We start from the raw sequence: 25,790 nt of genomic DNA on the forward strand, positions 1-25,790 counted from the left end.
AATACCTACTTATTGCTGTCTAAAGCTCTTCTCACTGGAGCAAAGCTTTTACGATGGAATTCGGTTGCACCATACTGCGCCAATTTTTCTAAATGATACGCGGTTGGGTAGCCTTTATGCTTCGCAAAGCCATATTCAGGAAAGGTTTTGTCCAATTCGACCATTTCCCTATCCCTAATCACTTTAGCTAAAATGGATGCTGCACTAATTTCTTGTACTAGGCTGTCGCCTTTAATGACTGCTTGTGAAGGCATTGGCAATTTAGGACAGCGGTTGCCATCAATTAAAACATACTCAGGAACAATAGATAAACCCGCAACTGCGCGCTGCATCGCTAACATAGTTGCATGTAATATATTTATGTTATCAATTTCTTCTGGTTCTGCGCGACCAATGCACCAACACAGCGCTTTTTGTTGGATTTCATCAAATAATTTCTCACGTTTTTTTTCGGTGAGTTTTTTTGAGTCTGCCAGCCCTGTAATTGGGTTATTGGGATCAAGAATCACTGCCGCGGTCACTACAGCTCCAACTAGCGGGCCTCGACCCACTTCATCAACACCAGCGATTAAATTTGCTTTTGGATAGATAAATTCCATTAATTTTTGACCATATCTAATACCGCTTCAGCAGCTTGTTTATCTGCATCACAACGAATAAGCTGATGTAATTGTAAAAAAGTTTGTTTCAGGTTTTCAACCTGTTCTCCACCATCTAGGAGAGGAAGCAACTGCTGTGCGAGTTTATCAGGCTGGCATTCCTCTTGTAGTAACTCCTTCACAATTTCTTTTTCTGCTAACAAATTAGGCAAAGAAACATACGGCGTTTTCACTAACCGTTTAGCTAACCAGAAAGTGAAAGGTTTCATACGATACCCCACCACCATTGGGCATTTTGTTAGCATACACTCAAGTGCTGCTGTTCCTGATGCTAACAAAGTCGCATCTGCTGCAATCATTGCATCACGAGCCTGACCATCTAAAATATGGACTTGCAATTCAGGTGCGGTATTTTCTTTTATCTCATCAAACTGCTGGCGGCGTTTTTCATTCACCAACGGCACCACAATATGTAAATCAGGGATATTGCGTTGTAATATTTTCGCTGTATTGAGAAAATCTGCGCTTAGCATTTCGACTTCTGAATGACGACTTCCTGGCAGTAAAGCCAAACATTTAACATGCTCAGGAATATTCAGCCGATGTCGAGCGGCTTGTTTATCAGGATGTAATGGAATGGCATCCGCCATTGTATGCCCGATAAAACGGCAAGGAACATTAAAACGGTCGTAAAATGCTTTTTCAAAAGGTAAAAAAGCTAATACTAAATTTGTTGAACGACCAATTTTAAATACCCGCTTCTGGCGCCATGCCCAAACTGATGGGCTAACGTAATGAATGGTTTTGATACCTTTCGATTTTAAGCGCCCCTCTAGGGTAATATTAAAATCAGGGGCATCAATCCCAACAAAAACATCCGGCTGTAGTTCAGTAAAACGCTGGGTTAAATCCTTACGAATGGATAATAGCCGAGGTAGACGGCCAAGGACTTCAACAATGCCCATGACAGCAAGCTCTTCCATTTCATACCAAGCTTCACAACCTTCCGCTTGCATTAATGGACCAGCAACACCAACAAAGCGAGCATCTGGTATTTGCTCTTTAAGTGCACGGATAAGCCCAGCACCGAGAATATCACCAGATGTTTCTCCGGCAACAAGGCCAATAGTAAGTGGGCGGCTATTATTCACCGAAATTCGCTCCTTATTAAAGGCCCAGATTCATTAATACTAGATTAACGAATAATACCACGTTTAGACTGTGCTGAATCCTCTAAGAAATCACTAAACACTTTAACGTGTTCATTGGCTTTTGCCGCTTCCGCGATTTCTTCACGTGCTTCTTCTAATGATTTACCTGAACGATATAACACCTTGTATGCATTACGAATAGCATGTAGTGATTCTTTTTCAAAACCACGGCGTTTTAAACCTTCAAGATTTAAACCAAATGGTGTTGCGTGGTTACCCTGTGCAATAACATAAGGTGGCACGTCTTGTGCAACACCAGAGCAACCGCCGACCATAACATGAGCACCAATTTTACAAAATTGATGAACTGCGGTCATACCACCAATGATGGCATAATCACCAAGTGTTACATGGCCACCTAAAGTACCGTTATTTGCAATAATACAACGGTTGCCAATGATACAATCATGGGCAATATGCACATTCACCATCAGTAAATTATCGTTGCCCACTTTTGTCAGGCCAACATCTTGAACTGTACCACGGTGAATAGTTACGCTTTCACGAATACGGTTTCTATCCCCGATTTCAACTCGTGTTGGTTCACCTTGATATTTAAGATCTTGGTTAATCTCACCAATGGAAGCGAACTGGAAAATCACATTGTCACGGCCTATTTTTGTATGGCCATTAACGACAACATGAGATTTCAACTCAGTACCTTCGCCAATTTCGACATTCGCGCCAATATAACAAAAAGGGCCAATACGAACATTGGCACCGATGATAGCTCCATCTTCTACGATAGAGGATGGATGAATATAGGCTGTATTATCAATCATATCAGACCTCACGGCGACGGGCGCACATCATTTCTGCTTCGCAGGCCACTTCTCCATCAACTTTAGCAACACCTTTAAAACGTGCAACTCCGCGACGTTCTTTAATAAATTCTACTTCTAAGACCATTTGGTCTCCTGGTAGAACAGGACGTTTAAAACGCGCATTGTCTATCGCTGCAAAATAGTACAACTCACCAGGCTCTAATTTTCCAACGCTTTTAAACGCAAGGATCCCAGTCGCTTGTGCCATGGCTTCTAAAATTAATACGCCAGGAAAAATGGGTTTGCTTGGAAAGTGCCCTTGGAAAAATGGCTCATTAAATGACACATTTTTCACTGCACGCAATGATTTGCCTTTTTCAAAATCTAATACACGGTCAACCAAAAGGAATGGGTAACGGTGTGGAAGCAGTTCTAAGATTTCTTCTATATTCAGAGTATGATTATCACTCATCGAAATACTCTTCCTGTCTATTAATACGGTTTAATTAATGAATCGGCCTGCTTTAACCCATAAATTAGGTTAACTGGCAGGCCGGAAAACGTAACTCAGATAACTATTTTAGCCTGAATTACAAAATGATTACTGATTTTTTTGATTTTGGCTATCTAATTCACGCTCAACGTGTTTCAGTCTCTTATTCATCTCATTGATACTTAAGACTAAAGCAGCTGTTTTACGCCAAGCTTTATTAGGCTGTAAAGGAATTCCTGAAGAATATACTCCCGGTTCAGTGATAGGCCTCATGACCATACCCATTCCTGTTACTGTGACCTTATCGCAAATTTCCATATGACCGTTGATGACGCTAGCCCCACCAATCATGCAGTAACGACCGATTTTTAAACTACCAGCCATGATAACTCCGCCAGCAACTGCGGTATTATCACCAATTATGACATTGTGTGCAATTTGGCATTGGTTATCGATAATAACCCCATTACCAATCACAGTGTTATCTAACGCACCGCGATCAATCGTTGTGCTTGCACCGATCTCAACACGATCGCCGATGATCACTGTGCCTAACTGAGGAATTTTGATCCAATTACCACGATCATTTGCATAACCGAAGCCATCTGAACCAATCACAGTGCCAGATTGAATTAAACAATGTGTACCAATTTCGATATTGTGGTACACGCTGACATTTGCCCATAAACGGGTCCCTGTACCTATGCGTGTATTTTTACCCACAAAACAACCTGCGCCAATCACCACATTATCGCCAAGTTCAACACCACTTTCGATAACAGCATTTGCGCCAATTGCGACATTCTTACCGAGTTTTGCATCATCAGCAATTACCGCTGATGCGTGGATATCTTCAGCCGGACTTGGCGTTGTATCCATAATTTGAGCCATGCGTGCATAAGCAAGGTATGGGTTATCCACTACCAGTGCAGCTACTTTACATGCTTCGAGATCTTTTGCTGTGAGAACCACCGCTGCAGCTTGGCAATCGGCCAATTTGTCACTATAACGGCTGTCAGATAAAAAAGTAATCTGTTGATTATTCGCTGAATGCATTGGAGCAATACCGGTGATGGTAATATCACCATCACCGTGTAATTGCGCATTCAACTGCTGAGCAAGGTCAGCCAATCGAATTGAAGACATCTATTATTTAACCTGTTTTTGAACCTGACTTGTAATGTCAACGCTATCTTTTGCATAGGCAACTGCATTTGCATCGATAACGACATCATAGCCTTCTTTAGCGGCAACAGACTTAATAGAGTTCTGAATACGAGTTAAAATTTTAGTACGCTCTTCACCTTGACGACGACGGTTGTCTTCTTCAAATTTTTGAGCTTTTTCAGCGAATTGATCACGTTTAGTCATGAGTTCAGATTCAAGCTTTTCGCGCTCACTTTGCTTCATCGTTGCACCATCACGGCGCAATTTTTCAACACGAGTTTGCAAATCTTTTTCTAGATTTTGTAACTCAGTCGCACGGCTTTTGAATTCACTTTCAAGCTGTTTAGCAACGGCTTCACGCGCAGGCATATTTTGGAAAATTTCACCAACATTGACGATAGCGATTTTCTCAGCATAAGCACCCGCAGACATTGCTAAAGCAATACTCACACCCGCTGCACACAACAATTTTTTCACACTAAACTCCTTAACCCATACGTATGGCTGGAAATTTTGGTTGCTCCCATAAAATTATGGGAGCCATCATAAGTAGAAACTGGAATAGCTTACCACGTTCTACCAATATTAAATTGGAACTGTTCTGATTTATCCCCTTCGTAGTCCTTAATCGGCTGCGCATAAGAGAAGACCAGTGGTCCAAGAGGGGACATCCATTGTAAAGCAACACCAGCAGAAGCACGGACGTTAGTTGCCTTACCGTAGTCAGGCATACCTTTACGCCAATCAGCATTGATACTGTTCCAATTAGTATCCCATACCGTACCCGCATCAACGAACAGAGACGTACGAACTGAGTTCGAATATTTCTCGTCAATAAATGGAGTCGGAGTGATTAATTCAAATGATGCTGCGTACATCGCATTACCACCGACCGCATCACTTGATGGGCTTCCTGGCTCAGGGCCATCCACACCATTAATTCTCTTCAAGTAAACCGCTTTTGGACCGATATTATTCGAACGGAAACCACGAATGGTGCTTGAACCACCCGCATAGAAGTTTTCATAGAATGGCATTTGCTTACTGCCAATACCATCACCATAACCTGCTTGTGCACGCCCCAGAACTACCCAAGTTTGGTCTTCATCCAGTGGGTAATACTGTGCGGTATCAAAGCGCAGTTTATAGTATTCGTTATCAGAGCCAGGTATTGTTACTTTACCCGATACGTTCGTTTTATTACCCGATGTTGGGAAGAAACCACGGTTTAACGAGTTATAAGTCCAACCTAAGTTAAGCGTAAAGTCATCCGCATCAAAACTTTCTTTATTACGCCCATTTTCTGTAACTGGTGGATTTTTCCCCATAGAGTCGAGGTAATCCCACATCGCAGCTTGAGCTCGCATGTCTGAAAGTCGGTTATGAACGTAACCCGCACCAACACGGAAAGAGTTATTTTCATTGAACGGGAAGCTTAAGAAACTGTCTAGACCATACGTTTTGTTGTTATAGCCAGATAGATCCGCATCTTTCGCACTAAAGTCGTTATAGAAAATACGACCGCCTAAGCTCACACCATTCACGGTGAAATACGGGTCAGTAAATGAGAATTCAACGTTAGTTGAGTAGTCGTTTTTACTTGCGTTAATACCAACCGCATTACCTGTACCTAACCAGTTATCTTGTGTAACCCCAACTTGGAAACTCACACCACTTTCAGTACCAAAACCGATACCAAAGTTCATTGAACCTGTATTACGCTCTTTAACCTTGTAGATAACATCTACTTGGTCAGGACTGCCCGGTACACGTTGAGTCTCAACATCAACAGTTTCGAAATAACCTGTACGATTCAGACGTTCTTTACCGAGTTCAACAAGGTCATTTCCAAGCCATGCCCCTTCCATTTGGCGCATTTCACGACGCAAAACGGTGTCTTTACTGGTGTCATTGCCTTGGAAACGAATTTCACGCACATAGAAACGGTTACCTGCATCAATATTTAAATGCAATTTCACGGTTTTATCTGCATCGTTGATTTCAGGCTGTGTCATTACTCGAGGATATGCATAACCATAGCGGCCAAACATATCTTTGATTTTGTTTTCCATGCTTGTCACTTGAGCACCGTTATATAACTCTCCCGGTGTGATAGTGATAAGTTCTTGGATTTCAGTTAAGTGATCTGCAGTATTACCATTAACTTCGACACCCGATATTTTGTATTGGTCGCCTTCAGTAATGTTAATCGTAATATAAATGCCTTTTTTGTCTGGAGTCAGACTGACTTGCGTGGAGTCAATGTTAAAACGTGCATAACCGCGGTCAAGATAAAAACTGCGCAGAGTTTCTAAATCACCCGCCAGTTTTTGCTTCTGGTATTTTTGGTCAGCAGCAAGGTTCCACCAAGGTACATCATCACGCAATTGCAGCTTATTAACTAATTCTGCTGTAGTGTAATTTTTATTACCTACAATATTAATTTGCTGAATTTGAGCTGAAACACCTTCAGAGAAAACAAATTTTAAATCCACACGGTTACGTGGTAAAGGTGTCACAACAGCTTTTACTGTTGCATTATATTTACCAACGCTATAGTAAAAGTCTTCTAAACCTTTTTCGATATTCGCAATTGTCGTGCGGTCAAGTGCCTCACCAACGCGGATATTTGAAGCTTCCAAGTTCTGCTTGAGCATATCATCTTTAACAGACTTATTACCTGTAAAGGTGATACTGGCAATCGTTGGCCGCTCTTTAACTTGAACGATCAGCGTGTTTCCATCACGCAGGACCCTAACATCTTCGAAGTTACCGGTTGAAAATAGGGAACGGATCGAACGGCTGATATCATCGTTATCAACTGAATCGCCAACCCTAACTGGCATGTTCAATAATGCTGCACCAACGGCGACGCGTTGTAGACCTTCGAAACGAATGTCTTTAACTACGAATCCGTCTGAACCGTATGCAGTGGCGCTGCCGAAAAGCAGCGACGCTATGAGCAACTTTTTCATCGCCATCGTTGTTATGCGTATTCCTTACTGGTCCCCAGCTTATAAAAATTAGAAGCGAGAGAAATCATTAAAAAGTGCAAGTCCCATTAACAGAATCAATGCCATTGCACCTATCCGAAAACTAAAGTCTTGTACTCGCTCAGACACTGGACTTCCTTTAATTTTTTCAATTAATAAGAAGAGCAAGTGCCCCCCATCTAAAACAGGCAATGGAAACAGATTGATGATACCTAAATTGACGCTAATAAGCGCAATAAACATCAAATAATATACCAAGCCTGACTCGGCGGATACCCCCGCACCTTTAGCGATAGATATCGGACCGCTCAAGTTATTGAGTTTGACATCCCCAACAACCAGTTTACCCATCATATTGACCGTCAACTTCATTAACTGCCACGTCTTATCACTGGCTTGGTAAAACGCAGAGAATGGCCCATATTGCTGCACCATTTTATATTCATCTGCTAACGGTAACACTGAAAGTTCTACGCCTGCAAATCCAATTTTCTCTCCACGTTGTCCATCTTGGCTATCAGGAGTCAACGTGAGTGAAACCAATTGTTGCGACCGTTGTACTTCTAGTTTTAACGGTACACCTGGGTTATTACGAATAATTCGTGTTACTGGGTTCCAAAGGCCTAATACCTCCCCGTTAACACTGACTATTCTGTCACCTTTCTGTAAACCTGCTCGTTCGCCAGCTAACCCCTCTGTGACTTTTTGAATAACAGGGTCAATTTTTGCAGAAACAGGCATTATCCCTAACGACAAAATTGGATCTTGTTTCTCAGGATCAAACTGCCAAGTCGTTAAATCAACCGTTTTTGTCATCGGTTCATTATAACCACTCGGTAATACTTGTGCAGTCAGTTCGTGGTCACCTATTTTGCCGACCAATGCTAAGCGAACTGAATTCCAATCAGGAGTTTCGATGCCATCAATGGATTTTAGTTCCATTTTTGGTTCAAAATTTGCAATTGCCGCAATAGAACCTGGTTTTACATCTTCAATGACAGGCTTCACAGAAGGAACGCCAATCATAAAGACAATCCAATAGACAACAATTGCCAATAAAAAGTTCGCAATAGGCCCCGCACTAATAATGGCAGCTCGTTGACCTACTGTTTTATTATTAAACGCTTGATGACGACGCTCAGGAACAACCTCTCCAACACGTTCATCAAGCATTTTGACATAACCCCCTAATGGGATAATGGCTAAAACGAACTCAGTGCCATGTTTATCGACTTTACGCCATAACGTTTTGCCAAAGCCAATAGAGAAGCGCTCAACATAAACACCACAGCGACGAGCAACCCAGTAGTGACCGAACTCGTGTACTGTAATTAACACGCCTATCGCGATAATAAATGCAGCTAAACTCCAAATAAATCCCATGTATCTTCCTAAAGACCAAAACCGTTAAAAATTAACAAATTTAGCCCAGCAAAAACAGGGATTGCTGCCGTCAGGCTATCAATACGATCCAAAATACCGCCATGCCCTGGAATTAAGTGGCTACTATCTTTAATACCTGATTGACGCTTAAACATACTTTCGGTCAAATCACCAAATACTGATACTACAACAACAATAATTGAAGTCACTAGTAAATAATCAGGCATCACAGGGATTGGCGCAAAGGCGCTAAATAACCATGAGATAATCCCTGCTGTTATCAGCCCACCGACTAAGCCTTCCCACGTTTTACCAGGAGATACCTTAGGTGCCATTTTGTTGCGTCCGATAGTACGACCAAATGCATAGGCACCTGAATCTGCCCCCCAAACTAGCAACATGACATACAGTAACCACCAAGCACCGAAGAATGTATCACTTTGATAACCCACAGTTCTTAAAACCATCATTCCACAATAAAATGGGATAATCGTTAACACGCCAAATAACAACCGGATAATTGCTGATTTACCCCAAGAAGCCGATGCTGGGTAGGTAACAACTAAAATAATCGCTATTACCCACCAAATAAGACCTGCCCACAGGCCATACAAAACCATAGGCTCAGAGGAGAACTGGTTTATATTGGAGATAGAAAATTGCATTGCAAGTAATATTGCTGCAAAAACAACCGCCAACCCGACACGTTTAGCTTGTGAATGCCAGCCGACAAATTGTGCCCATTCCCAAGCTCCTAAAGCACAAACCGCAATTACGACAAGCCCAAAATTTGCTGGGGAAAGTAAAAACAGAGCTGCTATAACAATCGGTATTAAGACTATCGCAGTAAGTAAACGATATTTCAGCACATCTATCCCCTATTCCTTGCCCAGTTCATCATCTGATTCAGCTCCACCATAACGGCGCTCACGCTTACTAAAAGCATCAACTGCACTCTGAAACACCATTTCATCAAAATCTGGCCACAAAACGTTGGTGAAATAAAATTCCGCATAAGCGACTTGCCATAATAGGAAGTTGCTAATGCGATGCTCCCCACCGGTTCTAATGACTAAATCGACATTTTCTTGATCATGCATACAAATATGGTCATTAATATTTTCTTCATTGATGTCATCAATAGAAAGTTCACCACTTTGTACCTTTGCAAATACTTGTTTTACACTGTTACTGATGTCCCAGCGACCACCATAGTTCGCGGCTATATTCAGTTTTAGCCCAGTGTTGTTTTGCGTTAATGCTTCTGCCTTATCAATTCTTTTTCTGAGGCGTTCACTAAAACGACTAATATCACCAATGACTTTTAGTTTGACATTGTTTTTATGCAGGTTTTTAACTTCATTATCAAGAGCAAAAACAAATAGTTCCATTAGAGAACTCACTTCTTTCTCTGGTCGTCTCCAGTTTTCACTGCTAAATGCATACAATGTGAGCGAACTAATTTTATTTTTCACCGCAAAACGCACCGAATTACGGACAGATTCAACACCTGCCTTATGACCTGTAATTCTGAGTTTCCCTCTTTGCTTAGCCCATCGACCATTACCATCCATAATGATAGCAACATGCTTAGGCATCATTGAATCAGAGAGATTTTCACCACTAGAGTTCATTAAATATTAATCCTTGTGAGTACCACTTTGAGTATACAGACCAATAATAACTACTATTATTGAATTTGCTGATAAGACACATCCTTAATTCTCAAAGTAGTGCTATGTTATTTTTCTTTTTTTAAACACGTCACATATTAAAGAGTTATTATGGCTATCAGCAACTAAATAAAACACATACCAGCGTTAAATTGTCTGAGCGATTATTTTTTCTGCATTTTTACGTGCTCGCTCGTCGATTTCTAAGACCTCTTCAATTGAAACAGGTTCAGAAAAAACTTGGCTATCTAATACACTGTGGTTAATTTTTGCTATATCCGTAAAGCGTATTTTGCCTTCAAGAAAGGCCGCAACAGTCACTTCATTTGCACCATTAAGCGCGGTTGTAGCGGCTTGCCCTTGGTGGCAGGCATCGATTGCGAGCTTCAAGCAAGGATAGCGTTGGTAGTCAGGCTGAACAAACGTTAATGATGAAAGCGTTGCAAAATCAAGAGGTTTTGCACCAGATATGATACGTTGAGGATAAGCCATGCTATATGAAATCGGAGTGCGCATATCAGGCGTACCCAGTTGTGCTATCACGCTGCCATCTTTATACCGAACCATAGAATGAATAACCGATTGAGGATGGATAATTACTTCCATCTGCTCAGCATTCGCATTAAAAAAGTAGCAAGCCTCAATATATTCTAGACCTTTATTCATCATTGTCGCTGAATCAACTGATATTTTTCGTCCCATTGACCAATTTGGATGGTTACATGCTTCATCAGGTGTCACGTTATCAAAATGCGATAATGGTGTATCCCTAAAAGGCCCGCCAGAACCGGTCAAAACAATACTTGAAATACCCGAGGCTGATAAATCAGCAAAGCCTAAATTGCGTTGAATAATTTCCGGTAAACTTTGGAAAATAGCATTATGCTCGCTATCAATAGGAAATACGGTTGCATTGTGCTTACGAATCTCATTAAAGAATAAACGGCCACTGGTAATTAAAGACTCTTTATTCGCTAATAATATTCTTTTACCTTTACGTATTGCAGCCAAGGTAGGAAGTAAACCGGCAACTCCGGTAATTGCTGACATAACTTGGTCGGCATCATCAAGGCCCGCAAGGTCAATAGCCGCTTGTTTTCCTGACAAAACCTCAGTCTTGCAGTTATTCTCAATCAAAATAGTTTTTAAGGCTTTTGCTGATAATTCATCCGCCATTGAGACATATTTCGGATTAAACTCAAGGCATTGTTTCGCCATTTCAGTGACATTTTTTCCTGCCACTAAAGCAACAATTTGAAATTTTTCGGGATTTTGGCGAACAACAGAAAGTGTATTTGTACCAATTGAGCCTGTAGAACCTAGGATTGTCAGACGTTTCATAGTGATTGAGTACTCTGTATTAATTCAATACTGAGATTATATCAGCTTAGAGGTTAGAAAGGATTTTTTAATAAACTTGAAAAATAATAAAGCCACGCTAACGCACACTTTTACCGTCTGCATTGGTGGCTTTATTATTATGATGGATTAAAATTCCATCAACTCTGCTTCTTTTTGCGCTAATGCTTCATCAACTTTCTTGATGTAGCTATCAGTCAGTTTTTGGATATCATCTTGTGAACGACGTTCGTCATCTTCACTGATTTCTTTATCTTTCAGTAACGCTTTGACTTTGTCGTTAGCGTCACGGCGAACGTTACGAACTGCGATACGACCTTGCTCTGCCTCACCACGGACCACTTTAATTAAGTCTTTACGACGTTCTTCCGTTAATGGAGGAAGTGGAACACGGATAACAGTACCCGCTGATGACGGGTTCAGGCCCAAATCTGATGCCATGATTGCTTTTTCAATCGCTGGTGACATGCTACGGTCAAAAACCGAAATAGCTAATGTCCGTGAATCTTCAACAGTGACGTTAGCTAATTGGCGCAAAGGTGTCGCTGAACCGTAGTACTCAACAGTAATGCCATCTAATAGGCTTGGAGATGCACGGCCTGTACGAACTTTACTAATTTGGTTTTTGAATGCTTCAAGGCTCTTTTCCATACGGTCTTGAGCATCTTTTTGGATTTCGTTAATCACGTTTTCAACCCTTAAGAACTGGTTATTAAAGGCCGCATGCGACCTCGCTTAAATTGTCTGAATTTATATTAGATAATACATTTAAACTCAGGTCATGTCTCTGAGTATTAATTGTGAGAAATCAGAGTTCCTTCATTTTCGCCCATAACAACGCGTCGTAAAGCGCCCGGTTTATTCATATTGAATACACGAATCGGTAAGTTATGGTCACGTGCTAATGTGAATGCTGCTAAGTCCATCACTTTAAGTTCACGTTCCAACACTTCTTGGTAGCTCAGATTTTCATAAAGAACTGCGTCAGGGTCTTTAGCAGGGTCTGCTGAATAAACACCATCAACTTTTGTTGCTTTTAACACAACATCCGCTTCAATTTCAATACCACGTAGGCACGCAGCGGAGTCTGTTGTAAAGAATGGGTTTCCTGTTCCTGCCGAAAAAATAACAACGCGGCCGTGACGTAACAAGCTAATGGCCTCTGCCCAGCTATAGTTATCACAGACACCGTTAAGTGGGATCGCAGACATCAGTCTTGCATTCACATAGGCGCGATGTAATGCATCACGCATCGCGAGTCCGTTCATCACCGTTGCTAGCATTCCCATGTGGTCTCCGACAACACGGTTCATGCCAGCTTGTGCCAAACCAGCACCACGAAACAGGTTACCACCGCCAATAACCACACCGACCTGTATACCCAGTTCTATGAGTTCTTTAATTTCCTGAGCCATACGATCTAAAACGCTAGCATCGATACCAAAACCTTCTGCGCCTTGTAAGGCTTCGCCACTTAATTTAAGCAGAATACGCTGATAAACGGGTTTTGCATTGGTTGCCATGGTGTTCTGTCCTAACAGATATTTATTGGGGTAACACACGTAGAATCACACGGTTCTACGTACCTAAAATTTTTAATTAATTTAAATATAATTTTTTTATACACACAAATTCTAGCGTATGCCGATGACGCTAACATCCGGGGAATATACGTATATAAAACAGAGCCGCCAATTGGCGGCCCTTAGTTGATTACTTGCTCATCGCAGCAACTTCTGCTGCAAAGTCAGTTTCAACTTTCTCGATACCTTCACCTACTTCGAAACGAAGGAAACCAGAAACAGTAGCACCTTTCTCTTTCAGTAAGTCACCAACAGATTTGCTTGGGTCCATTACGAAAGGCTGGCCAGTCAGAGAGATTTCGCCTGTGAATTTGTTCATGCGACCGATAACCATTTTTTCAGCGATTTCGCGTGGTTTACCAGATTGCATTGCGATGTCTAACTGAATTTGATGCTCGTGAGCAACAACATCAGCAGGAACATCATCTGGAGTTACATATTCAGGTTTGCTTGCAGCGATATGCATAGCGATGTGTTTCAGTAACTCTTCGTCAGCGCCTTCAGCCGCAACTAAAACACCAATACGAGCACCGTGCAGGTAGCTACCTACTTGTGCGCCTTCCAGAATAGCAACGCGACGAATATTGATGTTCTCACCAATTTTCGCAACTAATGTTGTACGAGCTTCTTCGAATTTTGCTTTCAGTGCATCGATGTCAGCATTTTTGTCAGCGACAACAGAAGCTAAAACTTCTTTACCGAATGCTAAGAAACCTGCATCTTTAGCAACGAAGTCAGTTTCACAGTTCAGCTCAACCAGAGCACCTGTTTTACCACCGTTGAAAACTTCCGTCAGGATAACACCTTCAGCTGCAACGCGACCTGCTTTTTTAGCCGCTTTTGCTTGACCTGATTTACGCATGTTATCAATCGCTAATTCGATGTCGCCATTAGCTTCAACAAGTGCTTTTTTACATTCCATCATACCTGCGCCAGTACGTTCGCGCAGTTCTTTTACCAATGCAGCGGTAATTCCAGACATGTGATTTATTCCTCGATATTCCCCGTGGGAGTCTTCCCCACGTGGATAGTTCTGATTCATATATAAAAGGGGCCTAAATCAGGCCCCTTCTAACATATAGCAGTACCTGTATAGCAATACCTAAATAAGGGTTTGAGCCTTATTATTCAGCTTCTACTAAGCTTTCTTCTGCTTGAACAGCCAGATCTTGTGAACGACCTTCACGAACGGTGCTTGCTACAGCGCCCAGATACAGTTTGATTGCACGGATTGCATCATCGTTACCAGGGATAACGAAGTCGATACCGTCTGGATCAGAGTTAGTATCAACGATAGCAAATACTGGGATACCCAGGTTGTTTGCTTCTTTGATAGCAATGTGTTCGTGGTCTGCATCGATAACGAACAGAGCGTCAGGTAAACCGCCCATATCTTTGATACCGCCTAAGCTGTTTTCTAACTTACCAAGTTCACGAGTACGCATCAGCGCTTCTTTCTTAGTCAGTTTGTCAAAAGTACCGTCTTGTGATTGAATTTCTAAATCTTTCAGACGTTTGATTGACTGACGAACGGTTTTCCAGTTAGTCAACATTCCGCCTAACCAACGGTGGTTAACGAAATACTGATCACAGCTGTTAGCAGCTTCTTGAACGGCTTCGCTTGCAGCACGTTTAGTACCGACAAACAGAATTTTGCCTTTACGAGAAGCAATTTTAGTCAACTCAGCCAGAGCTTCGTTGAACATTGGAACAGTTTTTTCCAGGTTGATGATATGAACTTTGTTACGCGCACCGAAAATGAAAGGTTTCATTTTTGGGTTCCAGTAACGAGTCTGGTGACCAAAGTGTACGCCTGCTTGTAACATATCGCGCATGGAAACAGTTGCCATTTAATACCTCTGTATTTAAGTAATTGGGGTTATGCCTCCACAAATCCCATGCTACCGACTCCAAAGCTGCGTTAAAAAACGCATAAGAGCACCCCGGTGCACGTGTCGATTTGTGTGTGTTATTACACAATTGAGTTTTAAGTTTCGCACATCCAATATTTTATCAACGGCTTCATCTTGACGCCATAAAATGACATTTCGATGATGGTGATAAGAAATAATATGGATTGCCGGCGCGCTTTATACCATAAAACCAACTTAGAAGCCAACTTTTGTTGTTTTTTTCGCTCACAAAAGTGCCTAAAAGTGGATTTGATTTAAAGCTATTGAGCTGAGCAATATTTAACCATTGCTCAGCTCAATTATAGACACTATTTGGCAAGATAAAAAAGCCTTATTTTTGCAATGCCTTCTAGATGACCTTCATTATTATTTTGCATTTTGTGCTGTTAAAAGCTCAAAATGAACAAGCTCTGCTCCTTTCCTTATCTACTATAAAGTAACTTCGACTTTCGAATCCGTTCGATAGCTAGTTGGCAGAAAATGCGGTGGCTGTTACCATATGTCTCATCGATGTAAAATGGGCTCCCTATTTTTACCCCTCTTTTTTAACATGCCTTTAATCAATGTTGGCATGAATGGACTACACTCATGGCTATTATTATCAAAACTGAAGAAGATATTCAGAAAATGCGCGTTGCTGGCCGCTTAGCCGCAGAAGTATTAGAAATGATTGCTCCGCACGTTGTGCCGGGAGTTAGTACAGGTGAATTAGATCGCCTATGTCATCAACATATTGTTGACGTACAGCAAGCTATCCCTGCGTGCCTGAATTATCACGGTTTTCCTAAATCAGTTTGTATATCCGTCAATGATGTCATCTGCCACGGCATTCCTAGTGATGATAAAATTTTGAAAGATGGCGATATTGTCAATATTGATGTTACCGTCATCAAAGATGGCTTCCATGGCGATACCTCCAAAATGTTTATCGTTGGTAAACCGACGATTCAAGGTGAGCGCCTTTGCCAAGTCACACTAGACAGCTTGTATTTGGCAATTCGTATGGTTAAACCGGGTATTCGCTTACGAACTTTGGGTAAAGCCATTCAAGAATTTGTCGAAAAACAAGATTTCTCTGTTGTGCGTGAATATTGCGGCCACGGCATTGGCCAAGGTTTTCATGAAGAACCACAAGTTCTACACTACGACGCTGACGACAGTGGCGTAGTCCTGCAAAAAGGGATGACTTTTACCATTGAGCCTATGGTCAATACAGGCGATCACCGTATTCGTACCATGAAAGATGGTTGGACAGTAAAAACCAAAGACCGCGGCTGGTCTGCCCAATATGAACATACGTTAGTTGTGACGGATAACGGCTGTGAAATCCTCACACTGCGTAAAGAAGAAGAACCATTTATCTCTGCGGTATTAGTTAACGAATAATCTTCTCTGTAGAGCCTTCCTAACCGAAGGCTCTTCCTCTGTTCATTTTTATCAAAAAACCGTAAGCTGGTAGCTAACCCCTATTGCTATCAATACGGAAAGATAAAGATGACTGTAAATTCAGCTTCCTACCTACCCCCTAATCAATTTAGTACTCATGACCTTGAGCTGAATTCATTAAGGCAACATGTCGATAATTTTGATCAGTGGCTCGAAGAGGCTTTCAAGCAAGGTAAAGATGTTGTCGATCTCATTCACTTACGTAGTGACTATCTTGATGCCTTACTAACGCGATTATGGCAATCCTTTCAATTTGATAAGCAACCAGATATGTCACTAATCGCTGTTGGGGGTTATGGACGCCATGAATTGCACCCACTTTCTGACATTGATATTTTAGTGTTAAGCAAAACCCCTCTTCCAGAGCACATTGCTAGCGAAATTGGGCAATTTATTACTCTATTGTGGGATCTACGGTTTGATATCGGCCACAGTGTTCGTTCGCTGGCTGAATGCATTGAAGCCGGAAATGCAGACCTAACCACTGCAACTAATCTCATTGAATCACGGCTAATTTGTGGTGATGTCACCCTGTTTTTACAATTACAAAAAACCATTTTTAGCGATGATTTTTGGCCTTCCGCGGTCTTTTTTGCTGCAAAAATTGAAGAACAACAAGAACGTCATCAACGCTACCATAGCACCAGCTATAATTTAGAACCTGATATTAAAAGTAGCCCAGGGGGATTGCGAGATATCCATACATTACTGTGGGTCGGCAGGCGCCATTTTGGCGCAACCACCGTCGATGAAATGGTGGGCTTTGGCTTTCTCACCGAAGAAGAGCGCCAAGAACTCAAAGAGTGCTTAATGTTTTTATGGAAAATTCGCTTTGCGCTCCATTTAGTGGTGAAACGTCATGATAATCGTCTACTATTTGACCGCCAGTTTAGTGTAGCTCGGTTACTGGGTTATGAGGGCGAAAAAAACCAACCCGTTGAACGAATGATGAAAGATTTCTATCGTGTCACTCGCCGGGTGAGAGAACTCAATCAAATGCTATTACAATTATTTGATGAGGCCATTTTAACGCTTAACCCTAACGAAAAACCACGCCCTATTGATTCGCTATTCCAATTACGCGGGTCATTGATTGATGTTATTGATGAAGAATTATTTATTAAGCAACCAGCTGCTATTTTAAAAATGTTTTATCAAATGGCTCGCTATCCAAATATTACAGGGATCTATTCCACCACATTACGTCAGCTTCGTTATGCACGCCGTAACCTTTCAGTGCCATTATGTGAAATTCCTGAAGCCCGAAAACTGTTTATCAAAATTCTACGCCACCCCAGAGCAATCAAAGGTGCCTTTGTTCCCATGCACCTTCATAGTGTATTAAGCGCTTACACACCGCTATGGAGCAATATTGTCGGGCAAATGCAATTCGACCTATTCCATGCATATACCGTTGATGAACATACTATTCGTGTGCTGCAAAAAATTGATAGCTTTACCTTAGAAGAAAACCGACGAGATCACCCTCTTTGCGTTAGTGTTTATCCCAAATTATTGCAACCTGAGCTTTTACGATTAGCAGCGATTTTCCACGATATTGCTAAAGGCCGCTCAGGAGATCACTCCGATCTCGGCTCTGAGTTTGTTTATGATTTTGCCTTACTACATGATTTTTCTACCAAAGAAGCTGAATTGGCGTCATGGTTGGTGAAAAATCACTTATTGATGTCAGTAACCGCTCAACGACGCGACATCCAAGATCCTGATGTCATTAAACAATTTGCAGGGGAAGTAAAAACCGTTTCACGGCTTAACTACCTGATGTGTCTAACTGTCGCTGACATTTGTGCGACAAATAGCACGCTGTGGAATAGTTGGAAACAAAGTTTAATTCGTGAACTATTTTTATCAACAGAACACCAGTTAAATCAAGGCATGCAAAGCACCCCTGACTTACGTGAACGCATTCGTCACCATCGTTATCAGGCTTTATCATTACTGCGCCAATCATCCATTGATGAAGAAAAACTACAAGGGTTATGGTCTCGTTGCCATGCAGATTATTTTTTACGTCACACTCCATCCCAATTAGCATGGCATGCTAAGCACCTACTAGCCCATGATTTGAGCCAGCCTTTAGTGTTAATCAGCACGCAACCTAAACATGGCGGAACAGAAATTTTCATTTGGTGCCATGATAAACCCCATTTATTTGCCGCTGTCGCCAGCGAATTAGATCGACGAAATTTAAGCATTCACAGTGCTCAAATTTTTACTAACAAAGACAATATGGCCATGGATACCTTCGTCGTACTTGAACCTAACGGTAGCCCCCTATCCAAAGACAGATACGATCATATTCGAAAAATGTTGTTATTAGCCGTTCAGCAACCCGAAATTTCACTGCCTAAGCCACGTACTTTACCGTCAAAGTTACGTCACTTTACCGTGCCAACAAAAGTTAATTTTCTACATTCCACTAACGAACGTCGCACTTATATGGAGTTGTTCGCTTTGGACCAACCTGGTTTATTAGCTCGCATCGGTCATATTTTTGCTCAAATGGAAATTTCTCTGTATGGCGCGCGCATCACCACAATTGGCGAAAAAGTGGAAGATTTCTTTGTGTTAGCAGATAAAGATCACAAAGCGTTGACTAAAAATATGCAACAAGAGTTATCAGAAAGGTTGACAGAAACCCTAAAATCGAAGGATAAAATATAGCGTCCATCACATTTTCATGGTGAACGTTCACTTTTATGTCATTCAAGAGGAAAATACAATCAATGCAGCATTTACAAGCGATCATTGAACAAGCGTTCGAAGAGCGAGCCAGTATCACACCAAATACTGTATCAAGTTCGGTAAAACAAGCCGTGCTAGATACCATTGCATTACTCGATAGCGGCAAATTGCGTGTAGCTGAAAAAATTGCCGGTGTTTGGGTTACCCATCAATGGCTGAAAAAAGCGGTTTTGTTATCCTTTCGCATTCAAGATAACCAAGTGATTGACGGTGCAGAAAGCCGTTATTTCGATAAAGTGCCGATGAAATTTGCAGATTATGACCAAGCTCGCTTCGAGAAAGAAGGCTTCCGAGTTGTTCCTCCAGCGGCTGTACGTAAAGGCGCTTATATCGCTAAAAATAGCGTATTAATGCCATCTTATGTCAATATTGGTGCCTACGTTGATGAAGGCACCATGGTGGATACATGGGCAACCGTGGGCTCATGTGCGCAGATTGGTAAAAACGTGCATTTATCTGGTGGCGTGGGTATTGGCGGTGTCTTAGAGCCACTACAAGCCAACCCAACGATTATTGAAGACAACTGCTTTATTGGTGCTCGTTCCGAAGTGGTCGAAGGGGTGATTGTTGAAGAAGGCTCCGTTATTTCAATGGGGGTTTATCTGGGACAAAGCACCAAAATCTATGACCGTGAAACAGGTGAAATTCATTACGGCCGAGTCCCTGCTGGTTCCGTGGTTGTATCGGGAAATTTACCATCAAAAGATGGTCGCTATAGCCTATATTGCGCAGTCATTGTTAAAAAAGTCGATGAGAAAACTCGCGGCAAAGTCGGTATTAATGAATTATTAAGAACGATTGATGAGTAATTAATCACCTAGAATCTCATACCAAACCTGTTACTGGTTTTTATAATAAGTTTTTGTCATGAGCCATTGTAATTAGGTTAAAAATCGAAGCTATCCCGAATCGCATACACTCGTATGCAACTCGGGTGGCCATATCAGCGTTACCTTTTAATATTAGCGCATTAATTGCAAAGAGAAGTTTGTCAATTTCTAGAAATCGCGCATAATATGTCCGTAGCTTTTGCCGTTTACCTCTAATAAAACTGTATTATTTTATTTTTCATTATAATGATGCTGTTTGCGTAATAACATCATTCAATCTATCACCCAGATGGGTAGAATAGATAACTTCTTAACGAGAAATAGACCGATATTGTTACGGCCTGCTCACACTATCACTTTGTTCACCGACTCTGTCTCTACAGTAAAGCGAGCTAACATGTACGATAATTTGAAAAGTTTAGGCATCAGTAACCCTCAAGACATCGACCGCTACACCTTACGCCAAGAAGCGAATAATGACATTTTAAAAATTTATTTTCGCAAAGATAAAGGGGAGTTTTTCGCTAAAAGCGTAAAATTCAAATATCCACGCCAGCGTAAAACCATTGCGGATGGTAATAATAATTTCAAAGAAATTAATGAAATTAACACTAACCTGCGTTATGCCATCGAAGAACTAGACCAAATTTGCCAAACAGATCAAACTGATATTGATTTAAAACACAAAATTCTTGATGATTTACGTCATCTTGAACATGTGGTTTCAAACAAGATCGCGGAAATTGAAGCGGATCTAGAAAAATTGACCCGTAAATAATTTACAGGCGAAACGATTGATTTACTGCGCCGTAGTACTGCCGATATTTATCATTAATACTGGTAATACTACGGCGCAGACATTTAAAGTAACTCAGCCCATGCTTCAACCCAAGGCTTAGCAAACTCCTCGGGAACATCGACTTCAATCGCATCAATAAATAAAATATCACCAATACGGGTTGCTGATTGCTCAGCTAACAACTCATCAAAACGAATACCAGCGCCACAAAAACTTTCATAACTGCTATCGCCTAAAGCAATTAGGCCATAACGCAAATCCGGTTGATAACCGACAACATCTTTGATTTCGCTATATAACGGGGCGATTGTATCAGGCAAATCCCCTTGCCCTGTCGACGAAGTAACAATAAGTGCAATTTCATTGCCTGAATTATAAAGTTGCCAATCATTCAAGGTGGGCTCATCAAAAACAACCACTTCATGCCCTTGCTGCTCTAAAATTTCTTGTGCCGTTTCCGCAACAGCTAAAGAGTTCCCATAGACAGTTCCAACAAAAATGCCTATTTTTGACATAACATTCCCTCTATTTCATAGTTAACTTGATGAGTTAATGACGTTTATCCCTAATTTTGCAACTTTATCTGACCATCCAAATTGCTCAATTAATGACAACCATTGTGTATCCCACGTGGCAACTAACGATATATTTTCTTTTGTTATTGGGTGATTTAAATTTAATAAGCTGGCATGTAACATCAAGCGAGACACTGAAAAATGTGTATTCACTCCTCTATTCTGCCGTAAGTCTCCATGCTTGCTATCACCAATAATAGGGTGACGAAGGTGAGACATATGCCTTCTCAATTGATGTTTACGACCAGTTTCAGGTTTTAACTCAACTAAACTAAATCTTGATGTTTCATATCGCCCAATCGCAATCGCGCACTCAACTGTTGCTATCGGTTTACAGTGGGTAACGCATTCCTGTAGAACAGGTTCACGTGACGCATGTTTATCTGCAATTTTATCTAATTCTTCTAATAGCGGATAATCGATGGTTTGCTCTTCGGTTAAATAACCACGAACAACAGCGTGATACACTTTTTCTAACTGATGGTTTTCAAATTGAGCCGATAACAGCCTTGCAACCTCGCTCGATAATGCAAAAAGTAATATACCTGAGGTAGGCCTATCGAGGCGATGAATGGGATAAACATACTGGCCAATTTGGTCACGTAATGTTTGCATAACAAATACGGTTTCTTTACTGTCCAACCAGCTGCGGTGCACTAACATACCCGCAGGCTTATTCACCGCCACCAGATATTCGTCGTGATAAATAATTTCCAACATCAATAAATTACCCGTTGGTCTTCGTTGAGAAAAAACCATCTAATTCACGCAAATAATTAATAATTAGCGTGTATTGTTCTTCTTCATCATGCTTATAAGCTTCTTCAAAATAAGGCGCGACGGCAAAATTAGTTGGCAGTACTGCCCCTTGTTCAATTAACATTTGAAGACGAGGTATCAAAATCCACTGCAGCCACTCTATAGCCTCCATCGTATCAATACAAAAAGGCTCTATGCTGTTAAAAGCTTCAGGTGAAGGTGGCTGTTCATTCCAAAGGGATTTTAATTTCATTTCCTCTTCTAAGTGACGAAGTTTCTCAATAATACGTTGTTCAATATTCATACTTAAACTCATTTAGTGATGGCTGCAGCAAATATACGGTATTTTCTATCATAATTCTGTCGGATACATGGGGTTAAGCCTTAACAAATACAAGTTTATTTATTTTGCATATCGATAATAATTATTATCGTAGCTATTAATCGAACAACTCATTTAATAAGATTCGTTTATATTTTGTTGCAGATAGCACATGTAAGATTAAATGTTTTATCAATTTAGTACTTACAGAATAATTAACAACAAAATGGTTTATCTATGGGACGACTAAAACAGTGGCGTAAAGAAAATAAAGTCTGGAAAGCTTTAAATTCTAACTATATTGAATTAAAAAGAAAAATACGTATTTCAAAGCTACCTTCGTCACAATATCAGCATTATCAAGTTATGTGCCAAAACTACCGTAGTGCGCAATTTTCTTCAGTTATTGAAAGCGTTCCTCATTTTATCGAACGCCCTATAAATAAGTATCTACATAAAAGCTGGAGCGGAAAGCAAAAGCTATTAACCGCCAGCTACACTCTCAACTTAATTGAAAAGACATTTAAACCTGAAGCTATTGAAGCGATGTTTTCTGCTAAGCGAAAAGGGCTTATCGTGGCAAACATTGAATTAAAATCAGGCGAGTTCGCTCAATTAACTTTGATTTATTCTCAATACCCTCGGGAAGGCGATCTCACTTTACACTTGAAAAATGAAACGGGCGACGATATTTATTTAATGAGCTTTTCCTTTGGCCCTGAAGGTCAACTATACGTATGCTCTTTGCAAGGCCCTTCCACTGAACAAAGTGTCGACCAAGTTAGATTAATTACTAAACAGATGCACGGTATGAGACCAAAAAACTTATTAATGTCAGCCATTTATGCCGTAGCAAGCTTCTTTCAGGTAAAATCAATATTAGGAATTTCAAACCAGTGCCATATTAAGAGCCAACATTTGAAATCAAGCTACGATACGTTTTGGCAAGAATGTAGTGCAACGAAAACACCTGATGGTTGGTTCCAATTACCCACTCAAGAGCCTGTACGAGATATTGAGTCAGTGAAAAGCCAGCGTCGTGCTGAATTTCGCCGCCGGGAAGCACTACGCGATGCCATGACTCAAGAGATTATTACCTCGTTAACCAAGAATTCAATTAGCTTAGAGCATTAATTTTAATAAATTATCTTTAGCACTTTAACACCACTTAGCTACGAGTGATTCATAACTAAAAAAGCCAGTCAACCTAAGCTGACTGGCCCATACTTTAAAATTTACGCATCCTGCAAAATGACTTCCCGTCATTCAACATCCTGTTGATTAAAACAAATTCATAGATTCGTCATCTAGTCGCGTTCCATCGCTTTGTTTTAAACAATTTTTATACCTCACAAGAAGGTATAAAAAGCTAAACGAGTTTACCCTGTCCAGCGAGATAAGAATGCATTAAATCTATTAATGAAACAACCTAGCAAAATAAACAATAACACAGTAAAACACGCAAAAATCGCATACCAGATAGTAACGCCATGAAATTAAAAGTTAAATAATTATCATTACAATATAAAGATCATTTTTTAAGAAATTACTTAGTTCAATTGTAGGCATTTACTTACACAAACCCACTTAAAAATACTTACCCCTGAGGTTCAACGACAACCCCTAGTTCATCCAGAAAACTTGTTAAATTCGAAGAAAGTACACGCCGGTCCTGACTACCAAATTTTTCTAATATAATTTCCCCCGTGAGATTACACATTGATATCATTTCAATCTCAGACTCTAAAGTCGCAATGAACAGCGTGGGGGATAGTTTTAAACGCTTTTGAGTGACTAAATGACCAATTAAATTCTCTTGCAAACGGATGAAGTCATCTTCATTCCAAACCTGCACTAAACTCAGCGTAATATCACGAAATGTGGCTTTCATATCGCCAGCAAGCTGTGTCGTATAAAAAGTATGGATATCACTTTGTAAATTAATCTCCAATGCTGTCGCGACTTTATCCAAGTTCGCATCCTTTATTGGAAATGCTTGAGGCTCCCAGTAAACCCAATTTTCACCTGTACGGACAATACAGGGAGATGGAATGCCATATAAATCTGTTGAGGCAGGAGGTAACCCCGTTTGTTGATGCCATTGTGAAACATATTTTTGAGTAAAATTATGTAGTGCGGCAGAATGTGATGTATTCATAATTATCTATTTTTTGTAGTCAATTTAAAGAGAAAGGCGTCAATGTTGCCGATAAATGGTATTATGACAGAAGTTCACAGACGAAGAAAATATCCCAATTTTTACCTGTTAGCCTCATTTTTAGTTTATGAAGTATAAGGACTCCTATGTCACACTATCAGAATAATCCCGCACTTAATAATTTAACTCTTGGGAAAAAAACGGCTTATCATGACCAGTATGATGCCACATTATTACAAGCTGTCCCTCGTAGCTTAAATCGTGATCCTTTAGCCATTCACGCTAAGTCGCTTCCATTTCACGGTGCTGACATTTGGACAATGTACGAGCTTTCATGGCTAAATCAGCGTGGTGTTCCCCAAGTAGCGATAGGCTCGATTAGTGTTGATGCAAATAGCGAAAATTTAATTGAGTCTAAAAGTTTTAAGCTTTATCTAAACAGTTTTAACCAAACGCGTTTTGAAACTTGGGAAAATGTGCGAAGCGCTTTGCAAAATGATTTAAGCCGCTGTGCTAATGGGCAAGTAAGCGTTACACTCCATAAATTAGAGCACTTTTCTCATCAACCTATCCAGCCATTACTTGGCACATGTATTGATGAGCAAGAAATTGACATTGATAATTATGAGTTTAATCGTGACTATTTGGCGAATTGTACCCAACAACAAGTTGTTGACGAAACGTTAGTGAGCCATTTATTAAAATCAAATTGTTTAATTACCAATCAACCTGACTGGGGCTCTGTGCAGATCCACTATCGCGGACCAAAAATTAATCGCGAAGCCTTATTACGTTACTTGGTCTCATTTCGCCATCATAATGAGTTTCACGAACAATGCGTTGAACGCATTTTCACTGATATTATGCAATTATGTAAACCTGAAAAATTAAGTGTTTACGCACGCTATACTCGCCGTGGAGGGCTTGACATAAACCCATGGCGTAGTAATGAAGAATTTACGCCTGAATTAGGTCGCTTATCACGGCAATAAATATA

The 25,790-nt window shown here is 40.7% G+C and carries 25 protein-coding genes; 6 read left to right on the forward strand and 19 right to left on the reverse strand.

The window, feature by feature from the left end; genetic code table 11:
* Positions 1–5: 5 nt before the first annotated feature.
* The 15 genes from rnhB to rpsB all read right to left on the reverse strand — a co-directional run bounded on the left by rnhB (position 6) and on the right by rpsB (position 15,075).
* The gene (gene rnhB / locus ACU696_RS18190) at positions 6–599 is read right to left on the reverse strand and encodes a ribonuclease HII (RefSeq protein WP_109911807.1); all 594 of its coding nucleotides are present in this window, start codon (positions 597–599) and stop codon (positions 6–8) included.
* Entirely contained in the window at positions 599–1,750 is a 1,152-nt protein-coding gene (gene lpxB, locus ACU696_RS18195; protein WP_115167780.1) for a lipid-A-disaccharide synthase, read from the reverse strand. The genes rnhB and lpxB overlap by 1 nt, the downstream gene beginning before the upstream one ends.
* Before the next feature lie 44 nt (positions 1,751–1,794).
* On the reverse strand, positions 1,795–2,592 hold the full coding sequence (gene lpxA, locus ACU696_RS18200) for an acyl-ACP--UDP-N-acetylglucosamine O-acyltransferase (RefSeq protein WP_004908785.1): 798 nt from the start codon (positions 2,590–2,592) through the stop codon (positions 1,795–1,797).
* A gap of 1 nt (position 2,593) precedes the next feature.
* A complete protein-coding gene (gene fabZ, locus ACU696_RS18205; protein WP_004257450.1) occupies positions 2,594–3,046 on the reverse strand; it encodes a 3-hydroxyacyl-ACP dehydratase FabZ in 453 nt (150 codons plus the stop codon).
* A 129-nt stretch (positions 3,047–3,175) separates the two neighbouring features.
* Entirely contained in the window at positions 3,176–4,213 is a 1,038-nt protein-coding gene (lpxD, locus tag ACU696_RS18210; protein ID WP_109911804.1) for a UDP-3-O-(3-hydroxymyristoyl)glucosamine N-acyltransferase, read from the reverse strand.
* Between the two features lie 3 nt (positions 4,214–4,216).
* Positions 4,217–4,711 carry a molecular chaperone Skp gene (gene skp, locus ACU696_RS18215; protein ID WP_004908780.1) on the reverse strand — a complete coding sequence of 165 codons (495 nt, stop codon included), beginning with the start codon at positions 4,709–4,711 and terminating at the stop codon, positions 4,217–4,219.
* Positions 4,712–4,800: 89 nt separating this feature from the next.
* A complete protein-coding gene (bamA, locus tag ACU696_RS18220; RefSeq protein WP_109911803.1) occupies positions 4,801–7,215 on the reverse strand; it encodes an outer membrane protein assembly factor BamA in 2,415 nt (804 codons plus the stop codon).
* A gap of 42 nt (positions 7,216–7,257) precedes the next feature.
* Positions 7,258–8,610: a sigma E protease regulator RseP gene (rseP, locus tag ACU696_RS18225; protein ID WP_109911802.1), complete on the reverse strand. Its 1,353-nt coding sequence runs from the start codon at positions 8,608–8,610 to the stop codon at positions 7,258–7,260.
* An 8-nt stretch (positions 8,611–8,618) separates the two neighbouring features.
* A complete protein-coding gene (gene cdsA, locus ACU696_RS18230; RefSeq protein ID WP_004908774.1) occupies positions 8,619–9,479 on the reverse strand; it encodes a phosphatidate cytidylyltransferase in 861 nt (286 codons plus the stop codon).
* Positions 9,480–9,488: 9 nt separating this feature from the next.
* Positions 9,489–10,244, reverse strand: coding sequence for a polyprenyl diphosphate synthase (gene uppS / locus ACU696_RS18235; RefSeq protein WP_109911801.1), 756 nt, complete (start codon positions 10,242–10,244; stop codon positions 9,489–9,491).
* A gap of 186 nt (positions 10,245–10,430) precedes the next feature.
* Positions 10,431–11,624 carry a 1-deoxy-D-xylulose-5-phosphate reductoisomerase gene (gene ispC, locus ACU696_RS18240; RefSeq protein ID WP_004908768.1) on the reverse strand — a complete coding sequence of 398 codons (1,194 nt, stop codon included), beginning with the start codon at positions 11,622–11,624 and terminating at the stop codon, positions 10,431–10,433.
* 147 nt (positions 11,625–11,771) lie between these two features.
* Complete coding sequence (frr, locus tag ACU696_RS18245) at positions 11,772–12,329, reverse strand: ribosome recycling factor (RefSeq protein ID WP_109911800.1); 558 nt, start codon at positions 12,327–12,329, stop codon at positions 11,772–11,774.
* 107 nt (positions 12,330–12,436) lie between these two features.
* A complete protein-coding gene (gene pyrH / locus ACU696_RS18250) occupies positions 12,437–13,165 on the reverse strand; it encodes a UMP kinase (RefSeq protein ID WP_004257499.1) in 729 nt (242 codons plus the stop codon).
* Between the two features lie 190 nt (positions 13,166–13,355).
* A complete protein-coding gene (tsf, locus tag ACU696_RS18255) occupies positions 13,356–14,207 on the reverse strand; it encodes a translation elongation factor Ts (protein ID WP_004908761.1) in 852 nt (283 codons plus the stop codon).
* Between the two features lie 142 nt (positions 14,208–14,349).
* Entirely contained in the window at positions 14,350–15,075 is a 726-nt protein-coding gene (rpsB, locus tag ACU696_RS18260) for a 30S ribosomal protein S2 (RefSeq protein ID WP_004908759.1), read from the reverse strand.
* A 651-nt stretch (positions 15,076–15,726) separates the two neighbouring features.
* On the opposite strand from rpsB, the gene map reads away from it, so the two are divergent.
* The 4 genes from map (at position 15,727) to ACU696_RS18280 (ending at position 20,958) form a co-directional block, all read left to right on the forward strand.
* Positions 15,727–16,524: a type I methionyl aminopeptidase gene (map, locus tag ACU696_RS18265; protein WP_036957992.1), complete on the forward strand. Its 798-nt coding sequence runs from the start codon at positions 15,727–15,729 to the stop codon at positions 16,522–16,524.
* Between the two features lie 108 nt (positions 16,525–16,632).
* Positions 16,633–19,269 carry a bifunctional uridylyltransferase/uridylyl-removing protein GlnD gene (gene glnD / locus ACU696_RS18270; protein WP_109911799.1) on the forward strand — a complete coding sequence of 879 codons (2,637 nt, stop codon included), beginning with the start codon at positions 16,633–16,635 and terminating at the stop codon, positions 19,267–19,269.
* A 62-nt stretch (positions 19,270–19,331) separates the two neighbouring features.
* Positions 19,332–20,159 carry a 2,3,4,5-tetrahydropyridine-2,6-dicarboxylate N-succinyltransferase gene (dapD, locus tag ACU696_RS18275; protein WP_004908750.1) on the forward strand — a complete coding sequence of 276 codons (828 nt, stop codon included), beginning with the start codon at positions 19,332–19,334 and terminating at the stop codon, positions 20,157–20,159.
* A gap of 418 nt (positions 20,160–20,577) precedes the next feature.
* The gene (locus tag ACU696_RS18280; RefSeq protein ID WP_004908747.1) at positions 20,578–20,958 is read left to right on the forward strand and encodes a DUF3461 family protein; all 381 of its coding nucleotides are present in this window, start codon (positions 20,578–20,580) and stop codon (positions 20,956–20,958) included.
* A gap of 83 nt (positions 20,959–21,041) precedes the next feature.
* On the opposite strand, the gene ACU696_RS18285 is transcribed toward ACU696_RS18280, so the two are convergent.
* The 3 genes from ACU696_RS18285 to ACU696_RS18295 are packed head-to-tail and all read right to left on the reverse strand — an operon-like array spanning position 21,042 to position 22,617.
* The gene (locus ACU696_RS18285) at positions 21,042–21,494 is read right to left on the reverse strand and encodes a flavodoxin (protein WP_004908745.1); all 453 of its coding nucleotides are present in this window, start codon (positions 21,492–21,494) and stop codon (positions 21,042–21,044) included.
* A gap of 21 nt (positions 21,495–21,515) precedes the next feature.
* Positions 21,516–22,274, reverse strand: a complete 759-nt coding sequence (gene truC / locus ACU696_RS18290) for a tRNA pseudouridine(65) synthase TruC (RefSeq protein ID WP_004908740.1) — start codon at positions 22,272–22,274, stop codon at positions 21,516–21,518.
* 7 nt (positions 22,275–22,281) lie between these two features.
* Positions 22,282–22,617 (reverse strand): YqcC family protein, encoded by a 336-nt coding sequence (locus ACU696_RS18295; RefSeq protein WP_109911797.1) that lies wholly within the window; start codon positions 22,615–22,617, stop codon positions 22,282–22,284.
* Positions 22,618–22,872: 255 nt separating this feature from the next.
* On the opposite strand from ACU696_RS18295, the gene ACU696_RS18300 reads away from it, so the two are divergent.
* Entirely contained in the window at positions 22,873–23,769 is an 897-nt protein-coding gene (locus ACU696_RS18300) for a DUF535 family protein (protein WP_209101907.1), read from the forward strand.
* A 463-nt stretch (positions 23,770–24,232) separates the two neighbouring features.
* Here ACU696_RS18300 and syd read toward each other — a convergent pair whose 3' ends face one another.
* Positions 24,233–24,793, reverse strand: a complete 561-nt coding sequence (syd, locus tag ACU696_RS18305; RefSeq protein WP_004908733.1) for a SecY-interacting protein — start codon at positions 24,791–24,793, stop codon at positions 24,233–24,235.
* Positions 24,794–24,939: 146 nt separating this feature from the next.
* Here syd and queF point away from each other — a divergent pair, with 146 nt between their 5' ends.
* Positions 24,940–25,785 carry an NADPH-dependent 7-cyano-7-deazaguanine reductase QueF gene (queF, locus tag ACU696_RS18310; protein ID WP_123382300.1) on the forward strand — a complete coding sequence of 282 codons (846 nt, stop codon included), beginning with the start codon at positions 24,940–24,942 and terminating at the stop codon, positions 25,783–25,785.
* The last annotated feature ends 5 nt before the right edge of the window (positions 25,786–25,790 follow it).

It is taken from the genome of Providencia sp. PROV_01, assembly GCF_053098325.1.

Excerpts from the sequence above, each read along its gene's own strand:
- lpxD (WP_109911804.1), bottom strand. The coding sequence starts at position 4,213 with ATGTCTTCAATTCGATTGGCTGACCTTGCTCAGCAGTTGAATGCGCAA.
- rseP (WP_109911802.1), bottom strand. The coding sequence starts at position 8,610 with ATGGGATTTATTTGGAGTTTAGCTGCATTTATTATCGCGATAGGCGTG.
- truC (WP_004908740.1), bottom strand. The coding sequence starts at position 22,274 with ATGTTGGAAATTATTTATCACGACGAATATCTGGTGGCGGTGAATAAG.
- bamA (WP_109911803.1), bottom strand. The coding sequence starts at position 7,215 with ATGGCGATGAAAAAGTTGCTCATAGCGTCGCTGCTTTTCGGCAGCGCC.
- ispC (WP_004908768.1), bottom strand. The coding sequence starts at position 11,624 with ATGAAACGTCTGACAATCCTAGGTTCTACAGGCTCAATTGGTACAAAT.
- rnhB (WP_109911807.1), bottom strand. The coding sequence starts at position 599 with ATGGAATTTATCTATCCAAAAGCAAATTTAATCGCTGGTGTTGATGAA.
- rpsB (WP_004908759.1), bottom strand. The coding sequence starts at position 15,075 with ATGGCAACTGTTTCCATGCGCGATATGTTACAAGCAGGCGTACACTTT.
- dapD (WP_004908750.1), top strand. The coding sequence starts at position 19,332 with ATGCAGCATTTACAAGCGATCATTGAACAAGCGTTCGAAGAGCGAGCC.
- fabZ (WP_004257450.1), bottom strand. The coding sequence starts at position 3,046 with ATGAGTGATAATCATACTCTGAATATAGAAGAAATCTTAGAACTGCTT.
- ACU696_RS18300 (WP_209101907.1), top strand. The coding sequence starts at position 22,873 with ATGGGACGACTAAAACAGTGGCGTAAAGAAAATAAAGTCTGGAAAGCT.
- glnD (WP_109911799.1), top strand. The coding sequence starts at position 16,633 with ATGACTGTAAATTCAGCTTCCTACCTACCCCCTAATCAATTTAGTACT.
- ACU696_RS18285 (WP_004908745.1), bottom strand. The coding sequence starts at position 21,494 with ATGTCAAAAATAGGCATTTTTGTTGGAACTGTCTATGGGAACTCTTTA.
- syd (WP_004908733.1), bottom strand. The coding sequence starts at position 24,793 with ATGAATACATCACATTCTGCCGCACTACATAATTTTACTCAAAAATAT.
- lpxA (WP_004908785.1), bottom strand. The coding sequence starts at position 2,592 with ATGATTGATAATACAGCCTATATTCATCCATCCTCTATCGTAGAAGAT.
- ACU696_RS18295 (WP_109911797.1), bottom strand. The coding sequence starts at position 22,617 with ATGAATATTGAACAACGTATTATTGAGAAACTTCGTCACTTAGAAGAG.
- tsf (WP_004908761.1), bottom strand. The coding sequence starts at position 14,207 with ATGTCTGGAATTACCGCTGCATTGGTAAAAGAACTGCGCGAACGTACT.
- pyrH (WP_004257499.1), bottom strand. The coding sequence starts at position 13,165 with ATGGCAACCAATGCAAAACCCGTTTATCAGCGTATTCTGCTTAAATTA.
- queF (WP_123382300.1), top strand. The coding sequence starts at position 24,940 with ATGTCACACTATCAGAATAATCCCGCACTTAATAATTTAACTCTTGGG.
- map (WP_036957992.1), top strand. The coding sequence starts at position 15,727 with ATGGCTATTATTATCAAAACTGAAGAAGATATTCAGAAAATGCGCGTT.
- ACU696_RS18280 (WP_004908747.1), top strand. The coding sequence starts at position 20,578 with ATGTACGATAATTTGAAAAGTTTAGGCATCAGTAACCCTCAAGACATC.
- uppS (WP_109911801.1), bottom strand. The coding sequence starts at position 10,244 with ATGAACTCTAGTGGTGAAAATCTCTCTGATTCAATGATGCCTAAGCAT.